Origin of the sequence: Nocardiopsis exhalans (assembly GCF_024134545.1) — a bacterium.
Taxonomy (GTDB): Bacteria; Actinomycetota; Actinomycetes; order Streptosporangiales; family Streptosporangiaceae; genus Nocardiopsis; species Nocardiopsis exhalans.
Map to the genome: position 1 here is coordinate 5599671 of NZ_CP099837.1, position 15006 is coordinate 5614676.

Below are 15006 nucleotides of genomic sequence, written 5' to 3' on the forward strand. Positions count from 1 at the left end.
TCGTCTGCTGCGACCACACCTGGCATAGTCCCCACCATGGTGTTGGACGAGCTACCGGACTGGCTGCCGCCGTGGTGCCTGGAACACCTGGGTGCGGCACCCGTGGCGCAGTTGTTCCGGATACGGCGGATTTCGACGGTGTTCGGCCTCCGACTGGCCAACGGCGGCGAGGCCGTGGTCAAGGCCCGCCCGGACGACGGGCGGGCCGACGCCTGTGTAGCGGCTCAGGCCCGACTGGCCGAGCGCGGTTTTCCGTGCCCCCGACCGCTCACACCGGTGGTCCGGGTCGGTGCCCTGGCCGTGCACGCCGAGGAGCACCGGCCCGGCGGCGCCATGCTGCACGGGGACTCACCCGAGGCGGCCGCGCTCTACGCGGAGGTGTTCGCCCGGATCATGACGGGCCTGGACGGGGCAGACGCCCAGCGAAACTACTGACCCTCTCTACTGCGTGATCTTGCTACCAGGAGCAAGTTCGGCGCCGAACTTGCTCCTGGTAGCAAGATCACGCGGGATATACGGGTGTTGGTTCCCAGGGTCGCAGAGAGCGCCCTCCCGTGTTCAGGCGCCGAGGGCGAGACGGATGCCCAGGGTGAGCATGATGACCGCGATGACCCCGTCCAGCACCCGCCAGGCCCCGGGCCGGGCGAAGACCGGGCGAAGCAGGCGCGCGCCGAACCCCAGGGCGAAGAACCACAGGAAACTCCCGGTCACGGCGCCGCCTGCCCACCACCAGCGGGCTTCACCGACCTGCTGGTTGGCGACCGACCCGAGGAAGAGCACGGTGTCCAGGTAGACGTGCGGGTTGAGCCAGGTGAGGGCGCAGGCGGTGAGGACCGCCGCTCTGAGGCCGGTGTGCTCGCGGGAGGCGACGGAGGTGTCGGCGCTGACAGCGGTTGCCAAGCCGGTGGAGGCCGCGTCCGAATCGGTGGCCGGGTGAGTCGCGGGGCTGGCGTCCGTGCGGGTGTCCCCCGTCTCGGATGAGCTCTCCGCGGGCACCAGGACCTCCGCGCGCCCCGGGCGCAACGCCCGGTAGGCGGCGAACAGCCCGTACACCACGAGGAAGCCCGCGCCGAGCAGGCGGATGACCACCATCGCCGTGGGCAGGGCTTCGAGCAGGCCGCCGATGCCCACGACACCGGCGGTGATGAGCAGCGCGTCCGACACGGCGCAGACCAGCACCACCGCGAGGACCGTGGCCGGTCTGCCGTCGATACCGAGCCGGAGCAGGTAGGCGTTCTGCGCGCCGATGGCCATGATGAGCGCCAGACCGGTACCCAGACCCATCAGCGCGGGGAGAAGAGTTTCGTTCACGGAGAGAAGCCTCCCCCACCTGCGACTTGCAGTAAAGCTAAACTTTTTCAGAACCCCTAAGAGTTGCTTATGACCACATGTCAGGAGCTTGCGGATGCCCTTCCAGTTCGACCACCTGCGTACCCTGACGGCCCTGATCGACGAGGGCACCTTCGAGGCGGCCGCCCGCCGCCTGCACGTGACCGCCTCGGCGGTGTCGCAGCGGGTGCGGGCGATGGAGCAGACCGCCGGCAAGGTACTGGTCCAGCGCACCAACCCGGTGGTGCCCACCGAGGCCGGCGACGCGGTGCTGCGTTACGCCCGGCAGGTGCTCCTGCTGGACCAGGACGTGCTCTGCGCACTCCAGGCCACGGGGCGCGAGGGCGGCTGGGCCCGGGTACCTCTCGCAGTGAACGCCGACAGCCTGTCCACCTGGTTTCTGGAAGCGATCTCCGAGCTCCCTCCGGAGCTGGAGGCCGCCTTCGAGATCCACCGCGACGACGAGGAGCACACCACGAGCCTGCTGCGCTCGGGGGCGGTGATGGCGGCGGTGACCTCCACCCCGGAGGCCGTCCAGGGCTGCTCCGTGGAAGGGCTGGGGATCATGCGTTACCACGCGGTGTGCAGCCCGGCCTTCGCCGAGCGGTACGGCAGCGGCGACCCCGAACTCCTCCTGGACGCGCCGGTGGTGAACTTCGACCGCAAGGACGACCTCCAGGACCGCTTCCTGCGCGACCTGGCCGGAAGCCCCTCCCGAGGACCCCGGCACTACATCCCGGCCTCGGCGGACTTCGCCCGCACCGTGCTGCTGGGGTTCGGCTGGGGCGTGGTCCCCGAGCACCAGTGCTCCCGGGACCTGGAGTCGGGTCGCCTGATCGCGCTGGCCCCCGGACGCCCCGTGGAGGTCCGACTGTACTGGCAGCGCTGGAACCTGAGGTCACCGCTGCTGGACGAGGTCACCGAGTGCGTCCGCGCCGGAGCCGCCACCCGCCTGCACCCGCTGTAGGGCCCGGATCGACGCCGCACCCCGCGCCGGCGCCGGGAAAAGGGCTCGCGGCCCGCGGCCCGGCCGCCTAGCGTGTGGGAACGACCCCCGTCCCCGACCCGACCTGGTGGGAGAGCATGAGCGAGAGCGAGCGGCTTCCCGCGGACGTGACCGACGCGCTCGAGATGATCCTGGAACCGGGCGATCCGGTGCATGCCGCGCTCCGGGAACAGGTTCCCCATCTGCGCCTGCACTCCCGCTGCACCTGCGGGTGCGGCACCGCCTACTTCGAGATCGACACAGAGACCGTGGAACCGGCTCCGATCAACCCGGGCAGCCCGGTGGTGGCCGCCGCCCCGCTCGTCACCGAGGACGGCGAGTGCCCCGGTGAGGTCCTGGTCTTCTCCTACGGCGGTTACCTGACCAGCCTGGAGGTCTGTTCCTGGGGTGAGGACATCGAACCCACCCTGGCTGACGCGCGCCGCTGGCTGCGCTCCTACGACTGATCCCCGGGCGGGGTCTCCCGGCACGACCATGCTGGCGGAACCGGATGCTCACCGTGAACCGACGCTGACCCGCGCCGCCCGAAACCGCGAGCGTGCGCCCGGCGGCCTGTGGACAACCCCGTTTGCCGCCTCGCCTGGCTCTCCTCCTCCGGCCGGTCGTCTCAGGTCCTCGGACCTGGAGGGCTGGTGGAGGGCGTCGACGGGGTGTTGGTGCGGAGCCGGTTCAGCCGGGGTCGCGGTTCCGGCTGAACCGACCCGCACCTTCGCCGTGCCGTCGTCGGCACGACACCACCGGGGTGCGGAGCTTGTGTGCGCGTGTGAGCACGGTGTCGGGTTCGAGGACGTGGCCCGCAGGCCTGACGGGTCACGTCCTGCGCCCCGTTCCCTCCCTGACCGCTCCCGGCGGGCTCGCGCCCGGGTTCGCAGGGGGCGCGTATGACCATGCTGCGGGAACCGGTCCCAGAGCGCTATCCGAGACCTTTCGGGGTGTCGTTCTCCTGGTCGAGGATCACGAGGTCGCGTTCGGTGACCACCCCGAAATAGAGCGCTTTCTCGATGAGCACCTGTGCGCGCCACCCCTGTCCGTGGCCACCGCCCTCCAGCTCGACCTTGAACTTGTCCTTGAGCAGGTAGTCGACGTGGGCGTTGACGGCGGCCGTGCCGATGTTGAGGCGTTCGGCGACCTGCCGCTGGGTGGGGACGGGCGGTGTGACGTCGCGCAGCCGGGGTTCGCAGTAGGCGACCAGGACCCGGTAGTAGGTGTGCCAGCGGTCCATACGGAAGCTGTTGGCCTCGGTGCGTTCGCCGGTGCTGTCCTCCCAGCCGTCGGTGTCCTGCAGGTCGCCGCCGGGGACGAGGATGGCGCTGCACGCCGCCGGGGCCATCACCAGGAAGCTGTGCTCGCCCTCGGCCCCGGGGATGCGTACCCGGGAGGTCTCGAAGGGCACCAGCATGCCGTGGGTGTTCGGGGGGACCTGGACGAACCCGGCCAGCCGCTCGGTGTTCTCCACGATGTAGGACTTGTTCGGGCTGAGGTTGCTGATCCGCCAGTGGTCCCCGTGGGAGATGATGTCCCCGGCGTGCCGGTGCACGGCACGGTCTCCAGCGGCCAGCCGCATGTCCACGTCCCGGTTGCGGCCGCCCCGGCCGAAGGTCCGGGTCTGGCCCGGAGCCAGGTGGTAGGTGTCCATGGGTGTGCCGCTGTCGTAGTCCTGCTGGACCGTGACGACCTCGTCGGCCTCGTCGATCAGGAGGGGATGCACGCTCATGCCGTCTCCAGGGGGTGAGGAGATGCCCGCGGGGAGGGGCCTGCTCCCGCAGGATACTTCCTGTCGCCCTGCCGGAAGACGAAGTCGCGGTTACGCCGCTCGCCGCGGCCACGGCGAGGGTTCGACCGCTGTCCGGTCTCCCGCCGTAGGTTGGTGGCGGTACCTCCCCCGCGCACTGACAGCACCGAGGACACCAAGGAGAAGCCATGGGTCTGGACGCGACACCGGTCGACCTGGGCAGGTACGGCGTGTGGCTCCGTCACCAGGACCTCGACGAGGACGTGGCCGCCGAAGTGGAGCGTCTGGGCTTTGGCACGCTGTGGCTCGGCGGGTCACCCTCAGCCGATCTGGAACCGGTGGCCACGGCTCTGGCTGCGACGTCGCGGCTGGCGGTGGCCACCGGGATCGTCAACATCTGGGCCGAGTCCGCCGAGGAGGCCGCCGAAGCCTACGGCCGCCTGGAGTCGGCCTACCCGGGGCGTTTCCTGCTGGGGATCGGGGCCGGGCACCGGGAGGTCGACGGCCCGGAGGCGGTCACACCACTGCGGGGGATGCGGGACTACCTGGACGTGCTGGACCGCGGAGGTGTACCGGCCGACCGGCGGGTGCTGGCAGCGCTGGGGCCGAGGATGCTGGAGCTGAGTGCAGAGCGCGCCGCCGGTGCCCACCCCTACCTGGTCAACCCCGCCCACACCCGGATGGCTCGCGGTGTGCTCGGGGACGGGCCCCTGTTGGCGCCGGAGCACAAGCTGGTGTTGGGCGCCGACCCCGAGGTGACCCGTCGGCAGGCCCGGGAGGGGATGTCCTTCTACCTGGGGATACACAACTACGCGGCCAATCTGGAGAGGTTGGGGTTCAGCGAGGCGGACCTCGCCGACGGCGGTAGTGACGCGCTGATCGACGACCTGGTGGCGCGGGGCGGCCCGGAGGAGGCCGCGGCCTTGCTGCGGACCCACCTGGACGCGGGAGCCGACCACGTGGTGGCCCAGCCGCTGCCCGGGGAGTGCGGTCTGCTCGGGAGCCTGGCCCGGCTGGCCCCGGCGCTGATCACCTGACTCCCCGGGGCACCGCGATTCGGGCGGCGCCCCGGTTCGATCAGCGGTGGTGGCGGGCTGCCCCGGCAGGGGAACTCAGTCCTGGTAGAGCGCTTCCAGGTCCTTGGTGTAGCGGTTCACGACCACACGGCGGCGGAGTTTGAGCGAGGGGGTCAGCTCCCCGGTGTCAGGGCCCCACTCACCGGACAGGACCCGGTGGCGTTTGACCTGTTCGGGTCGGCTGAGCCGGGCGTTGGCCGCCGCCACCGCGCGCTCGACCTCCGCGAGCACCTCGGGGTGGGTGGACAGGTCGGCGCCCTCGGCGTCGATGCCCCGTTCGCGGGCCCACAGCGGCGTCATCTCGGGGTCCAGGACCAGTAGCGCCACCAGGAAGGGCCGGTTGTCGCCGTGCGCGAGGGCCTGGCCGACCAGCGGGTGTTCCTTGAGGGTGTTCTCCACCAGCGCGGGCGAGACGTTCTTGCCGCCCGAGGTCACGATGATCTCCTTCTTGCGGTCGGTGATCCACAGGAAGCCGTCGTCGTCGACCCGGCCCACGTCACCGGTGGGGAACCAGCCGTCCTCGTCCACGGCCGCGGCAACGGAGCCGTCCGCCCGGAGGTAGCCCCGGAACATCGAGGGGCCGCGCAGGAACACCTCGCCGTCCTCGGCCACCCGCATCTGGACCCCGTCGACGGGACGGCCCACCGAACCCAGGCGGTGGCGGCCCGGGGCGGGGTTGTTGAGGGTGGCCACGCCCACGGACTCGGTGAGGCCCCACACGTCCATGATGTTGATGCCCAGGGAGGACCAGAAGCGCAGTACGTCCACGGGCATGGGCGCGGAGGCGCTGGAGGGCAGGACCACCCGGTCCAGGCCCAGCCGTGCCAGCAGCGGGGTGAGCACGGACTCCCGGACGCCCCGGTAGCGCTCCTGGAGTTCGGCGGGGACCTCCTCGCCGCGTTCGAGGTACCCGTTGTACTCGGTGGCGACCTCTCGGGCGGAGTCGATGACGGTGGCGATCTCCTCGGGCAGGGCCGCGAGGGAGGCGCGCACGGCCGTGGCGAGTTTCTCCCACACGCGCGGCACCCCGACGAAGTGCGGGGGCCTGACCTCGGGCAGGACCCCGGCCAGGGCGGCGGGGTCGGCGCACATCCACACGTGCGAGGCGCGGAACAGCGGCAGGTAGAGGGTGAGCAGGCGTTCGGCGATGTGGGCCAGCGGGAGGTAGCAGACGTGGCTGGGGTGGTCGGGCAGCTCCACGGCGGCGTCGAGGGAGGTGGCCTGGGCCAGGACCTGGCGATGGGTGATGGCAGCGCCCTTGGGGTCGCCGGTGGTTCCCGAGGTGTAGACGACGGTGACGAGGCGGTCGGGAGTGAGATCGTGCCAGCGCTCGAAGGCCCCGGCGGGCACGGTGTCGGCGAGACCCGTGTAGGGGGTGTGGCCGCGTCCGGGGTCGGGCTGGTCCACGACCACGAGGGTTTCGAGGGGGGTCCGGGGGTCGTCGAGGAGCTTCTCCCAGTGGGACGCCACGTCGGCGTCCTCCACCACGGCCAGGCGTGCGCGGCTGTGCCGGCAGATGTAGCTGATCTGTTCGGGGGCGGCGGTGGAGTAGACGGTGGTGGGGACGGCTCCGGCATGGACCAGGGCCATGTCGGAGAGCCAGTGCTCGGGCCGGTTGCCCATCATGAGCAGGACGTGGTCGCCGGGGCGGACGCCGAGCGCGGCGTAGCCCTCGGTGAGTGCGGCGACGGTGTCGTGGGCCTGGGACCAGGTGAGGGTGGTCCAGTCGGTGGTGCCCGGTTCGCGCCAGGACAGGGCGGGCAGATCGGGGTGCTCCCGCGCGTTGCGCAGGAACAGTTCGGGAAGGGTGCGGTTCGTGGGGTCGTCCGCGGTGCCGGGAACGGAGGTCATGTGTACTCCTGGGGCAACTTCCTCGACGGTGTGATCTAGAACACAAGGGAGCCTAACATTCCGGTTTCCCGGAAAAGGGTTTCCGATTTGTGCTCCCCCGGGAAACCTGGGCAGGGTGCGCCGGGAGGGCATTCGGGAAAGCGGTGGAGCGCCCTCCGAGCGCACCACGACACCGCGGCCGAGAGCCGGGATCTCCCCTCAGGAGGGGCTGACCACCTCACCGGCGACCCCGCCCCACCGAACACGCGCTTTCCGCGGGTGAATTCCGGGGACGAATACCAGAACCCGGTTTCCGCCCAGCACGCCCGCGGCCCGACCCGCACCGCGACCGCCGCCCAGGGGCCGCCAACACCTGGACAGTTCGGAAACCCAGATGCTACTCATGGGTAATACTCATGGGTAACCGCCGGTAACACCCAAGCCATCCCCTCGAACCCGCAACCCGGCACCGGTACCCCGCCCGATCTCCCGCGTCCCAGCACGACCCGGGCCCCGCACGACCCAAGGAGCCATCCCCATGCCCGACTTCTCCCTCCAGCTCCCCGAAGAGATCAGCGACGTCCGGGACTGGACCCACGGGTTCGCCAAGGACGTCATCCGCCCCGCGGGCGCCGAGTGGGACGAGCGCGAGGAGACCCCCTGGCCGATCATCCAGGAGGCCGCCAAGATCGGCCTGTACTCCCTGGACTTCTTCGCCACCCAGGCCTTCGAGGAGAGCGGCCTGGGCATGGCGGTGGCGATCGAGGAACTGTTCTGGGGCGACTCCGGCATCGGCCTGTCCATCATGGGCACCGGCCTGGCCGCCGCCTCCCTGAGCAAGACCGGCACCCCCGAGCAGATCGGCGAGTGGGCCCCGCAGATGTTCGGCACCGCCGACGACGTCAAGCTCGCCGCCTTCTGCGCCTCCGAGCCCGACGCCGGTTCCGACGTCTCCGCCATCAGGACCCGCGCCGTCTACGACCAGGCCAAGGACGAGTGGGTGCTCAACGGCGTCAAGACCTGGGCCACCAACGGCGGTATCGCGAACGTGCACGTGGTGATCGCCTCGGTCGACCCCGAGCTGGGATCGCGGGGCCAGGCCTCCTTCATCATCCCGCCGAACACCCCCGGCCTGTCCCAGGGCCAGAAGTTCCTCAAACACGGCATCCGCGCCTCGCACACCGCCGAGGTCGTCCTCGAGGACGTGCGCGTGCCCGGCTCCTGCCTGCTGGGCGGCAAGGAGAAGTTCGACGAGCGCCTCGCCCGCGCCCGCGAGGGCAAGCGCTCCAAGGGCCAGGCCGCCATGAAGACCTTCGAGGCCACCCGGCCGACCGTGGGCGCCATGGCCGTGGGCTGTGCCCGCGCCGCCTATGAGTACGCCCGCGACTACTCGGTCCAGCGCGAGCAGTTCGGCAAGCCCATCGGCGACAACCAGGGCGTGGCCTTCCTCCTGGCGGAGATGGCGACCAGGATCGACGCCGCCCGCCTGCTGGTCTGGCGCGCCGCCTGGATGGCCCGCAACGGCAAGGACTTCACCAACGCCGAGGGCTCCATGAGCAAGCTCTACGCCTCGGAGACCGCCACCTTCGTCACCCAGAACGCCCTGCGCGTCCTGGGCGGCAACGGCTACACCCGCGAGTACCCCGTGGAGCGCTGGCACCGCGACGCCACCATCTACACGATCTTCGAGGGCGCCAGCGAGATCCAGAAGCTCATCATCGGCCGCACCGTCACCGGCCTGCCGGTCCGCTGACCCCGACAGGCACTCCCCCGCAGGGGTGAACCCCCGGGTGAGCGGGGAGGTTCAAGGGTGAGGAGGTGAGGCCGGTGTTCGAATGGCCCGCACTCGGTGCCCTGATCGCCGTGGCCGTGCCCGTCGGGATCATCTTCCTGGTTCTGGGCGTCTTCAGGATCGTCCAGCGCCAGGCGGAACGAGCCGTCCGCTCACCCGAGTACTGGGACGAGGTCCCCGACGGCAGGCGCTACCCGACCGGCTGGGGCGAGGACGACCCTGCCCGGGAAGCCGGGGAGGAGCCTGCCGATGACTCCGAGGAGGGCTCTGCGGGAACAGCGGCGCAGAGCCCTCAGGCAGGGGAGGGGGGACAGGACCCGCCCCGTACGGACGGCCGGTAGCCGACCGGCCATCGGCCGCGCCACCCACGGCGCGCAGGCCGATCAAGCGGCCCCGGGGGGACGCTCAGGCAGATCAGACCGCTTCAGACGGCGCGGGCGACGGTGATGATCTCGCCGCTCGCGTCGGTGAACGGTCCCCGTTGCCAGTCCCCGTAGCGTTCGGCGGTCTCGAACCCGGCCCCGCCCAGGAACCGGTCGATCTCCCCGGCCGAGGTGAACCGCAGCACGCCCCGGTCCACCCGCAGCGGTCGGCCGTCGCGGGTGGCGGTGGTCTCGGTCATCGTGACCACGCCGTCCGCCACCGACTCGATCCGGTGCTCCACTCGCAGTTCCCTGCCGTCGTGGTCCACCATCTCGGCGGCGTTCTCCGGTGTCCAGCTCTCCCAGGCCCGCGCTTGCGGGTTACGGGTACCGAACACGAACCACCCGCCAGGCTTGAGCGCCGTGCGGATCGCCGCCAGGGAGTCCCTCAGCTCGTCGTCGGTGACGAACACCTGGAAGGCGTTACTGGCCATGAACGCGAGATCGAACCCGCCCTGCCACCCACGCTGCCGGGCGATGTCGACCGCCTTGCCCTCCACCCACTCCACGTCCTGGCGCCTGCGCGCCCGCCGCAGCGAGGGCGGGGCGGGGTCGATCCCGCAGAGCCTGCCACCGTGCCCCTGTTCCCGGGCCCGGTGCAGGATCATCCCGGTCCCGCACCCCACGTCCAGCACGGCTTCGGCGGCCATGACGCGGGACAGGTAGAAGTCGTCACAGGGCGCCCAGGTGTTGAGGGCGTCGGAGAGCGCGGCGAGATCGTCATCCGAGTACATACGGGGCAGTATCGCCGCGCTCTCCCCCGACCGCACCCCGTTTCCGTTCACGCGGCAGCGGTTCGCGTTTCCCGTGCTGAGGCGTGCACACGGTCCAGTTCGCGTGCGCGGAACCGGAACGGGGCCTCTCCCGGTTATTAAGCGACCCCTTAGGTCCGCGTTGACCTCCGCCCATGACTGGGTGTGCACTGCCTCACACCCAACGCGAAGGAGTCGTGCATGCAGGTCCCAGCACCGTTCGAGTACGAACGCGCGACCAGCGTCGACCACGCGATCGGTCTGTTGGACCGCTTGGGTGAGTCCGCACGGTTGGTGGCGGGCGGCCACAGTCTGCTGCCGATGATGAAACTCCGGCTGACCGACCTGGAGTACCTGATCGACATCAACGAGCTCCACGGGGAGCTCGGGTACGTACGGGTCGAGGAGGAACAGGTCCGGATCGGAGCCATGACCCGGCACCGTGAGCTCCTGGAGTCCGAAGAGCTCCACGCGGTCTTCCCGGTCTTCCGTGAGGCCGAGCGGGTGATCGCCGATCCGGTCGTGCGCAACCGCGGCACCCTCGGCGGTTCGCTCTGCCAGGCCGACCCCTCCGAAGACCTCTCGGCGGTGTGCGGCGCCCTCGGGGCCGTGTGCGTGATCCGAGGACCCGAGGGTGAGCGTCTGGTCACCATGGACGAGTTCCATCGCGGCCCCTACGAGACGGCCGTCGGGCACGGGGAGATGCTCGTCGAAGTGCGATTCCCCTTGCGGGCCGGGGGTTTCAGCACCTTCGAGAAGGTCGAGCGCCGCGCGGGCGACTGGGCTGTGGCCTCGGTGGCCGCGGCCGTGTGGCTGGACGGCGACACCATCACCGACGCCGGGGTCGGGCTGGCCGCCGTGGGCCCGCACACCGTTCGGGTCGACGGGATCACCGAGGCCCTGCGCGGCCAGCGCCCCTCGGAGGAGTTGTACACCCGGGCAGGCGAGATCGCCGCGCGGAGCTGTGACCCCGCCACGGACACACGGGGCAGCGCCGAGTACAAGCGTCACCTCGCCAAGGAACTCACCCGACGGACGCTGCGCCGCGCCGTCGCCCGAACCGGGAAGGTCTGAGCATGCGCGTCACCATGACCGTCAACGGCGAAGAGGTCAGCAGGGAGATCGAGAGCCGTCTCCTGCTGGTGCACTTCGTCCGGGACCACCTGGGACTCACTGGCACCCACTGGGGGTGCGACACCAGCAACTGCGGCACCTGCGTGGTGTGGATGGACGGCGAGCCCGTCAAGTCCTGCACCGTGCTGGCCGCGATGGCCGGGGGCAAGGAGGTACGCACCGTCGAGGGTCTGGCCACCGACGGCGAGCTCGACCCCGTGCAGCAGGGGTTCATGGAGTGCCACGGCCTCCAGTGCGGCTTCTGCACCCCCGGGATGATGATGACCGCCCGCGCTCTGCTGGACCGCAACCCCGACCCCACCGAGGACGAGGTGCGCGAGGCGATCTCCGGGCAGATCTGCCGCTGTACCGGTTACGCGACCATCGTCCGCTCGGTGCGCTGGGCGGCGGAGCACGAGGCCGCCGCCAACGGAACAGCCGGGAACGGAACGGCCGGCTGTCCGGCCCACCCCGAGGGCGGGGCCGCCGCGGACGGCGCCAAGGAGGAGGTTCGATGACCGCGGTGAACGACCACAAACCCGTCGGCCACGGCAGGATGCTCCGCAAGGAGGACCCCCGTTTCGTGCGCGGCCGGGGCCGTTACGTGGACGACGTCCAGCTCCCCGGGATGCTGCACCTGGCGATCCTGCGCGCCCCGATGGCGCACGCCCGGATCGTGTCCGTCGACACCAGCGCCGCGGAGGCGCACCCCAAGGTCAAGGCGGTCGTGACCGGTGCGGCCCTGGCCGAGAAGGGTCTGGCGTGGATGCCGACCCTGTCCAACGACGTCCAGGCGGTCCTGGCCACCGACAAGGTGCGTTTCCAGGGCCAGGAGGTCGCCTTCGTGGTGGCCGAGGACCACTACTCGGCCCGCGACGCCCTGGAACTCATCGACGTCGAGTACGACATGCTCGATCCGGTGGTCAACGCCCGCACCGCCCTGGCCGAGGGCTCCCCGGTGGTCCGGGACGACCTGGAGGGCAAGACCGACAACCACGTCTTCGACTGGGAGACCGGGGACGAGGCCGCCACCGAGGCGGTGTTCGCCAAGGCCGACGTGGTGGTCACCGAGGACATCGTCTACCCGCGTGTGCACCCGGCTCCGATGGAGACCTGCGGGGCGGTCGCCGACTTCGAATCCGTGGAGGGCCGCCTGACCCTGTGGTCCACCACCCAGGCCCCGCACGCACACCGCACCCTGTACGCGATGGTGGCGGGCCTGCCCGAGCACAAGATCCGGGTCATCTCCCCCGACATCGGCGGCGGTTTCGGCAACAAGGTGCCCATCTACCCCGGGTACGTGTGCGCGATCGTGGCGTCCCTGGTGATCGGCAAGCCGGTCAAGTGGATGGAGGACCGCTCCGAGAACCTCATCAGCACCGGGTTCGCCCGCGACTACATCATGCGCGGCGAGATCGCCGCCACGCGCGAGGGCCGCATCCTGGGCATCCGTACCAACGTGCTCGCCGACCACGGCGCGTTCAACGCCCAGGCCGCGCCGACCAAGTACCCGGCGGGCTTCTTCGGGGTCTTCACCGGCAGCTACGACATCGAGGCGGCCCACGCCAAGATGACCGCCGTCTACACGAACAAGGCCCCGGGCGGCGTGGCCTACGCGTGCTCGTTCCGGATCACCGAGGCGGTGTACCTGGTCGAGCGGATCGTGGACTGCCTCGCCTACGAGCTGGAGATGGACCCGGTCGACCTCAGGTCGAAGAACCTGATCCAGCCGGACCAGTTCCCGTACACCACCAAGACCGGGTGGGTGTACGACTCCGGCGACTACGAACCCACCCTGCGCGAGGCGATGCGCATCGCCGGGTACGAGGAACTGCGCAAGGAGCAGGCGGACAAGCGGGCACGCGGCGAGCTGATGGGGATCGGTGTCTCCTTCTTCACCGAGGCGGTCGGCGCCGGTCCGCGCAAGAACATGGACATCCTCGGCCTGGGCATGGCGGACGGCTGTGAGCTGCGCGTCCACCCGACCGGAAAGGCCGTGGTGCGGCTGTCGGTGCAGTCCCAGGGGCAGGGGCACGAGACGACCTTCGCGCAGATCGTCGCGGAGGAGATCGGTATCCCGCCGGACGACATCGACGTCGTGCACGGCGACACCGACAACACCCCGTTCGGGTTGGGCACCTACGGCAGCCGGTCCACCCCGGTGTCGGGCGCCGCCGCTGCCGTGGTGGCGCGCAAGGTGCGCGACAAGGCGCGGATCATCGCGTCGGGGATGTTGGAGGTGTCGGTCGCGGACCTGGAGTGGACCAAGGGGGCGTTCTCCGTCAGGGGCGACCCCGAGCGGTCGGTGACCATCCAGGAGATCGCGTTGCGCGCCCACGGCGCCGGTGACCTGCCCGAGGGGATCGAGGGCGGCCTGGAGGCCCAGGTCTGCTACAACCCGGAGAACCTCACCTACCCGCACGGGGCCTACATCTGCGTGGTGGACGTGGACCCGGGGACGGCGCAGGTGAAGGTGCGCAGGTTCGTGGCGGTGGACGACTGCGGTACCCGGATCAACCCGATGATCATCGAGGGCCAGGTGCACGGCGGCCTGACCGACGGGGTCGGGATGGCGCTCATGGAGATGATCTCGTTCGACGAGGACGGCAACTGCCTGGGCGGTTCGCTCATGGACTACCTGCTGCCGACCGCGTTGGAGGTTCCCGACTGGGAGACCGGTTACACGGTGACCCCGTCCCCGCACCATCCGATCGGCGCGAAGGGTGTGGGCGAATCGGCGACGGTGGGCTCTCCCCCGGCGGTGGTGAACGCGGTTGTGGACGCGCTGAAGCCGTTCGGGGTGCGCCACGCGGACATGCCGCTCACCCCGTCCCGGGTGTGGGACGCCATGCGCGGTCAGGCCGGTCCCTCGTTCTGAGGCCGGCCCGGGACGGCCCTCACGGGCCGCACCGAAGCAGTGGTGCTCCGCCCAAGCGGGGAGGCACCACCGACAGCAGCATCCAGAAAGGGGTGGGCCACGCGATGGCCGCCGTTGACCTGTCGGACCGCGGGCGCGAACTGCTCGCCGACAGAGTGCCCTTCGTCGAAGCGACCGTGGTCCGGGCGCAGGTCCCGGCCTCGGTCCGGCCCGGGGACGGGGCGATCGTCCTGTCCGATGGTTCCATCGAGGGTTTCGTGGGCGGGCAGTGCGCGCAGGGTTCGGTGCGCGCCGCCGCCCTCGGGGCGATCCGGGACGGCCGCAGTGTTCTGCTTCGGGTGCTGCCGGGTGAGGAGGAGCCCTTCCCGGAGACCCCGGGCGCGCACGTGGTGGTCAACCCCTGCCTGTCCGGCGGCGCCCTGGAGATCTTTCTGCGGCCCCGTCTGCCGGATCCGGTGATCGGGGTGACGGGTGACTCCCCGATCGTATCCGCGCTGCGGGAGCTCGCACCACCGTTGGGGTTCGTGATCGCGGCGGGTGCGGGAACCGCCGTGGTGACGGGTGCGACCGCGGTGGTCGTGGCCAGTCACGGTGGCGACGAGGCCGCGGTCATCCGTGCCGCCCTGGACGCCGGGGTGGGGTTCGTGGGATTGGTGGCGTCGCGGCGACGAGGCGCCGCGGTGCTGGGGTCCATGGAGCTCGGCCACGGTGAACGGGGACGGGTGCACTCCCCCGTGGGACTGGACATCGGGGCGAGCACACCGGCGGAGATCGCGCTGTCGATCCTGGCCCAGCTCACCCGGGAGATCCGGGTGGAGGGCCTGGCCGCCCCGCTCACCCTCCCCTCCTCACCCGTGCCCTCCCCGCCTTCGCCAGCCGCGGAGAGCTCTGTGCCGAACCACGGGGGCACCAGCCCGGACACCCGGGCAGGGGCCGCCGTGAAGAGCGCGGTGGACCCCGTCTGCGGGATGACCGTGACCGTGGGGCCCACGACCCCGCGGTTGGAGGTCGGCGGCCGGGAGTCGTGGTTCTGCTGTCCCGGTTGTCGTGACCGGTACTCGGCGGAGGTGTAGCGC

14 protein-coding genes are annotated in these 15006 nt (G+C 70.8%); 10 read left to right on the forward strand and 4 right to left on the reverse strand.

The annotated features are described in order from the left end of the window. The first annotated feature begins 36 nt into the window (after positions 1-36). Positions 37-435 carry an aminoglycoside phosphotransferase/kinase family protein gene (locus NE857_RS24755; RefSeq protein WP_254417880.1) on the forward strand — a complete coding sequence of 133 codons (399 nt, stop codon included), beginning with the start codon at positions 37-39 and terminating at the stop codon, positions 433-435. A 123-nt stretch (positions 436-558) separates the two neighbouring features. Here the strand turns inward: NE857_RS24755 and NE857_RS24760 are convergent, their stop codons facing one another. Then, positions 559-1311: a LysE/ArgO family amino acid transporter gene (locus tag NE857_RS24760; RefSeq protein WP_254417881.1), complete on the reverse strand. Its 753-nt coding sequence runs from the start codon at positions 1309-1311 to the stop codon at positions 559-561. Positions 1312-1405: 94 nt separating this feature from the next. Here NE857_RS24760 and NE857_RS24765 point away from each other — a divergent pair, with 94 nt between their 5' ends. Together NE857_RS24765 and NE857_RS24770 are read left to right on the forward strand one after the other, a co-directional pair. Then, complete coding sequence (locus NE857_RS24765; protein ID WP_254417882.1) at positions 1406-2296, forward strand: LysR family transcriptional regulator ArgP; 891 nt, start codon at positions 1406-1408, stop codon at positions 2294-2296. Positions 2297-2412: 116 nt separating this feature from the next. Beyond that, positions 2413-2781 (forward strand): hypothetical protein, encoded by a 369-nt coding sequence (locus NE857_RS24770; protein WP_254417883.1) that lies wholly within the window; start codon positions 2413-2415, stop codon positions 2779-2781. 467 nt (positions 2782-3248) lie between these two features. On the opposite strand, the gene NE857_RS24775 is transcribed toward NE857_RS24770, so the two are convergent. Further along, on the reverse strand, positions 3249-4049 hold the full coding sequence (locus tag NE857_RS24775; RefSeq protein ID WP_017583807.1) for a hypothetical protein: 801 nt from the start codon (positions 4047-4049) through the stop codon (positions 3249-3251). A 206-nt stretch (positions 4050-4255) separates the two neighbouring features. On the opposite strand from NE857_RS24775, the gene NE857_RS24780 reads away from it, so the two are divergent. Further along, positions 4256-5104: a TIGR03620 family F420-dependent LLM class oxidoreductase gene (locus NE857_RS24780; RefSeq protein ID WP_254417884.1), complete on the forward strand. Its 849-nt coding sequence runs from the start codon at positions 4256-4258 to the stop codon at positions 5102-5104. A gap of 75 nt (positions 5105-5179) precedes the next feature. Here NE857_RS24780 and NE857_RS24785 read toward each other — a convergent pair whose 3' ends face one another. After that, complete coding sequence (locus NE857_RS24785) at positions 5180-6994, reverse strand: AMP-dependent synthetase/ligase (protein ID WP_254417885.1); 1815 nt, start codon at positions 6992-6994, stop codon at positions 5180-5182. 517 nt (positions 6995-7511) lie between these two features. Between NE857_RS24785 and NE857_RS24790 the strand changes: the two genes are divergently transcribed. Continuing rightward, on the forward strand, positions 7512-8726 hold the full coding sequence (locus NE857_RS24790; protein WP_254417886.1) for an acyl-CoA dehydrogenase family protein: 1215 nt from the start codon (positions 7512-7514) through the stop codon (positions 8724-8726). Between the two features lie 74 nt (positions 8727-8800). Continuing rightward, positions 8801-9106 (forward strand): hypothetical protein, encoded by a 306-nt coding sequence (locus NE857_RS24795; RefSeq protein WP_254417887.1) that lies wholly within the window; start codon positions 8801-8803, stop codon positions 9104-9106. Positions 9107-9189: 83 nt separating this feature from the next. Here NE857_RS24795 and NE857_RS24800 read toward each other — a convergent pair whose 3' ends face one another. After that, entirely contained in the window at positions 9190-9921 is a 732-nt protein-coding gene (locus tag NE857_RS24800; protein WP_254417888.1) for a class I SAM-dependent methyltransferase, read from the reverse strand. 219 nt (positions 9922-10140) lie between these two features. On the opposite strand from NE857_RS24800, the gene NE857_RS24805 reads away from it, so the two are divergent. From NE857_RS24805 to NE857_RS24820, 4 genes are all read left to right on the forward strand, one after another. Further along, entirely contained in the window at positions 10141-11013 is an 873-nt protein-coding gene (locus NE857_RS24805) for an FAD binding domain-containing protein (RefSeq protein ID WP_254417889.1), read from the forward strand. A gap of 2 nt (positions 11014-11015) precedes the next feature. Next, positions 11016-11570: a (2Fe-2S)-binding protein gene (locus tag NE857_RS24810; protein ID WP_254417890.1), complete on the forward strand. Its 555-nt coding sequence runs from the start codon at positions 11016-11018 to the stop codon at positions 11568-11570. Then, positions 11567-13930, forward strand: a complete 2364-nt coding sequence (locus tag NE857_RS24815; RefSeq protein ID WP_254417891.1) for an aerobic carbon-monoxide dehydrogenase large subunit — start codon at positions 11567-11569, stop codon at positions 13928-13930. The genes NE857_RS24810 and NE857_RS24815 overlap by 4 nt, the downstream gene beginning before the upstream one ends. Before the next feature lie 104 nt (positions 13931-14034). After that, positions 14035-15003: an XdhC family protein gene (locus NE857_RS24820; RefSeq protein ID WP_254417892.1), complete on the forward strand. Its 969-nt coding sequence runs from the start codon at positions 14035-14037 to the stop codon at positions 15001-15003. Positions 15004-15006 lie beyond the last annotated feature (3 nt).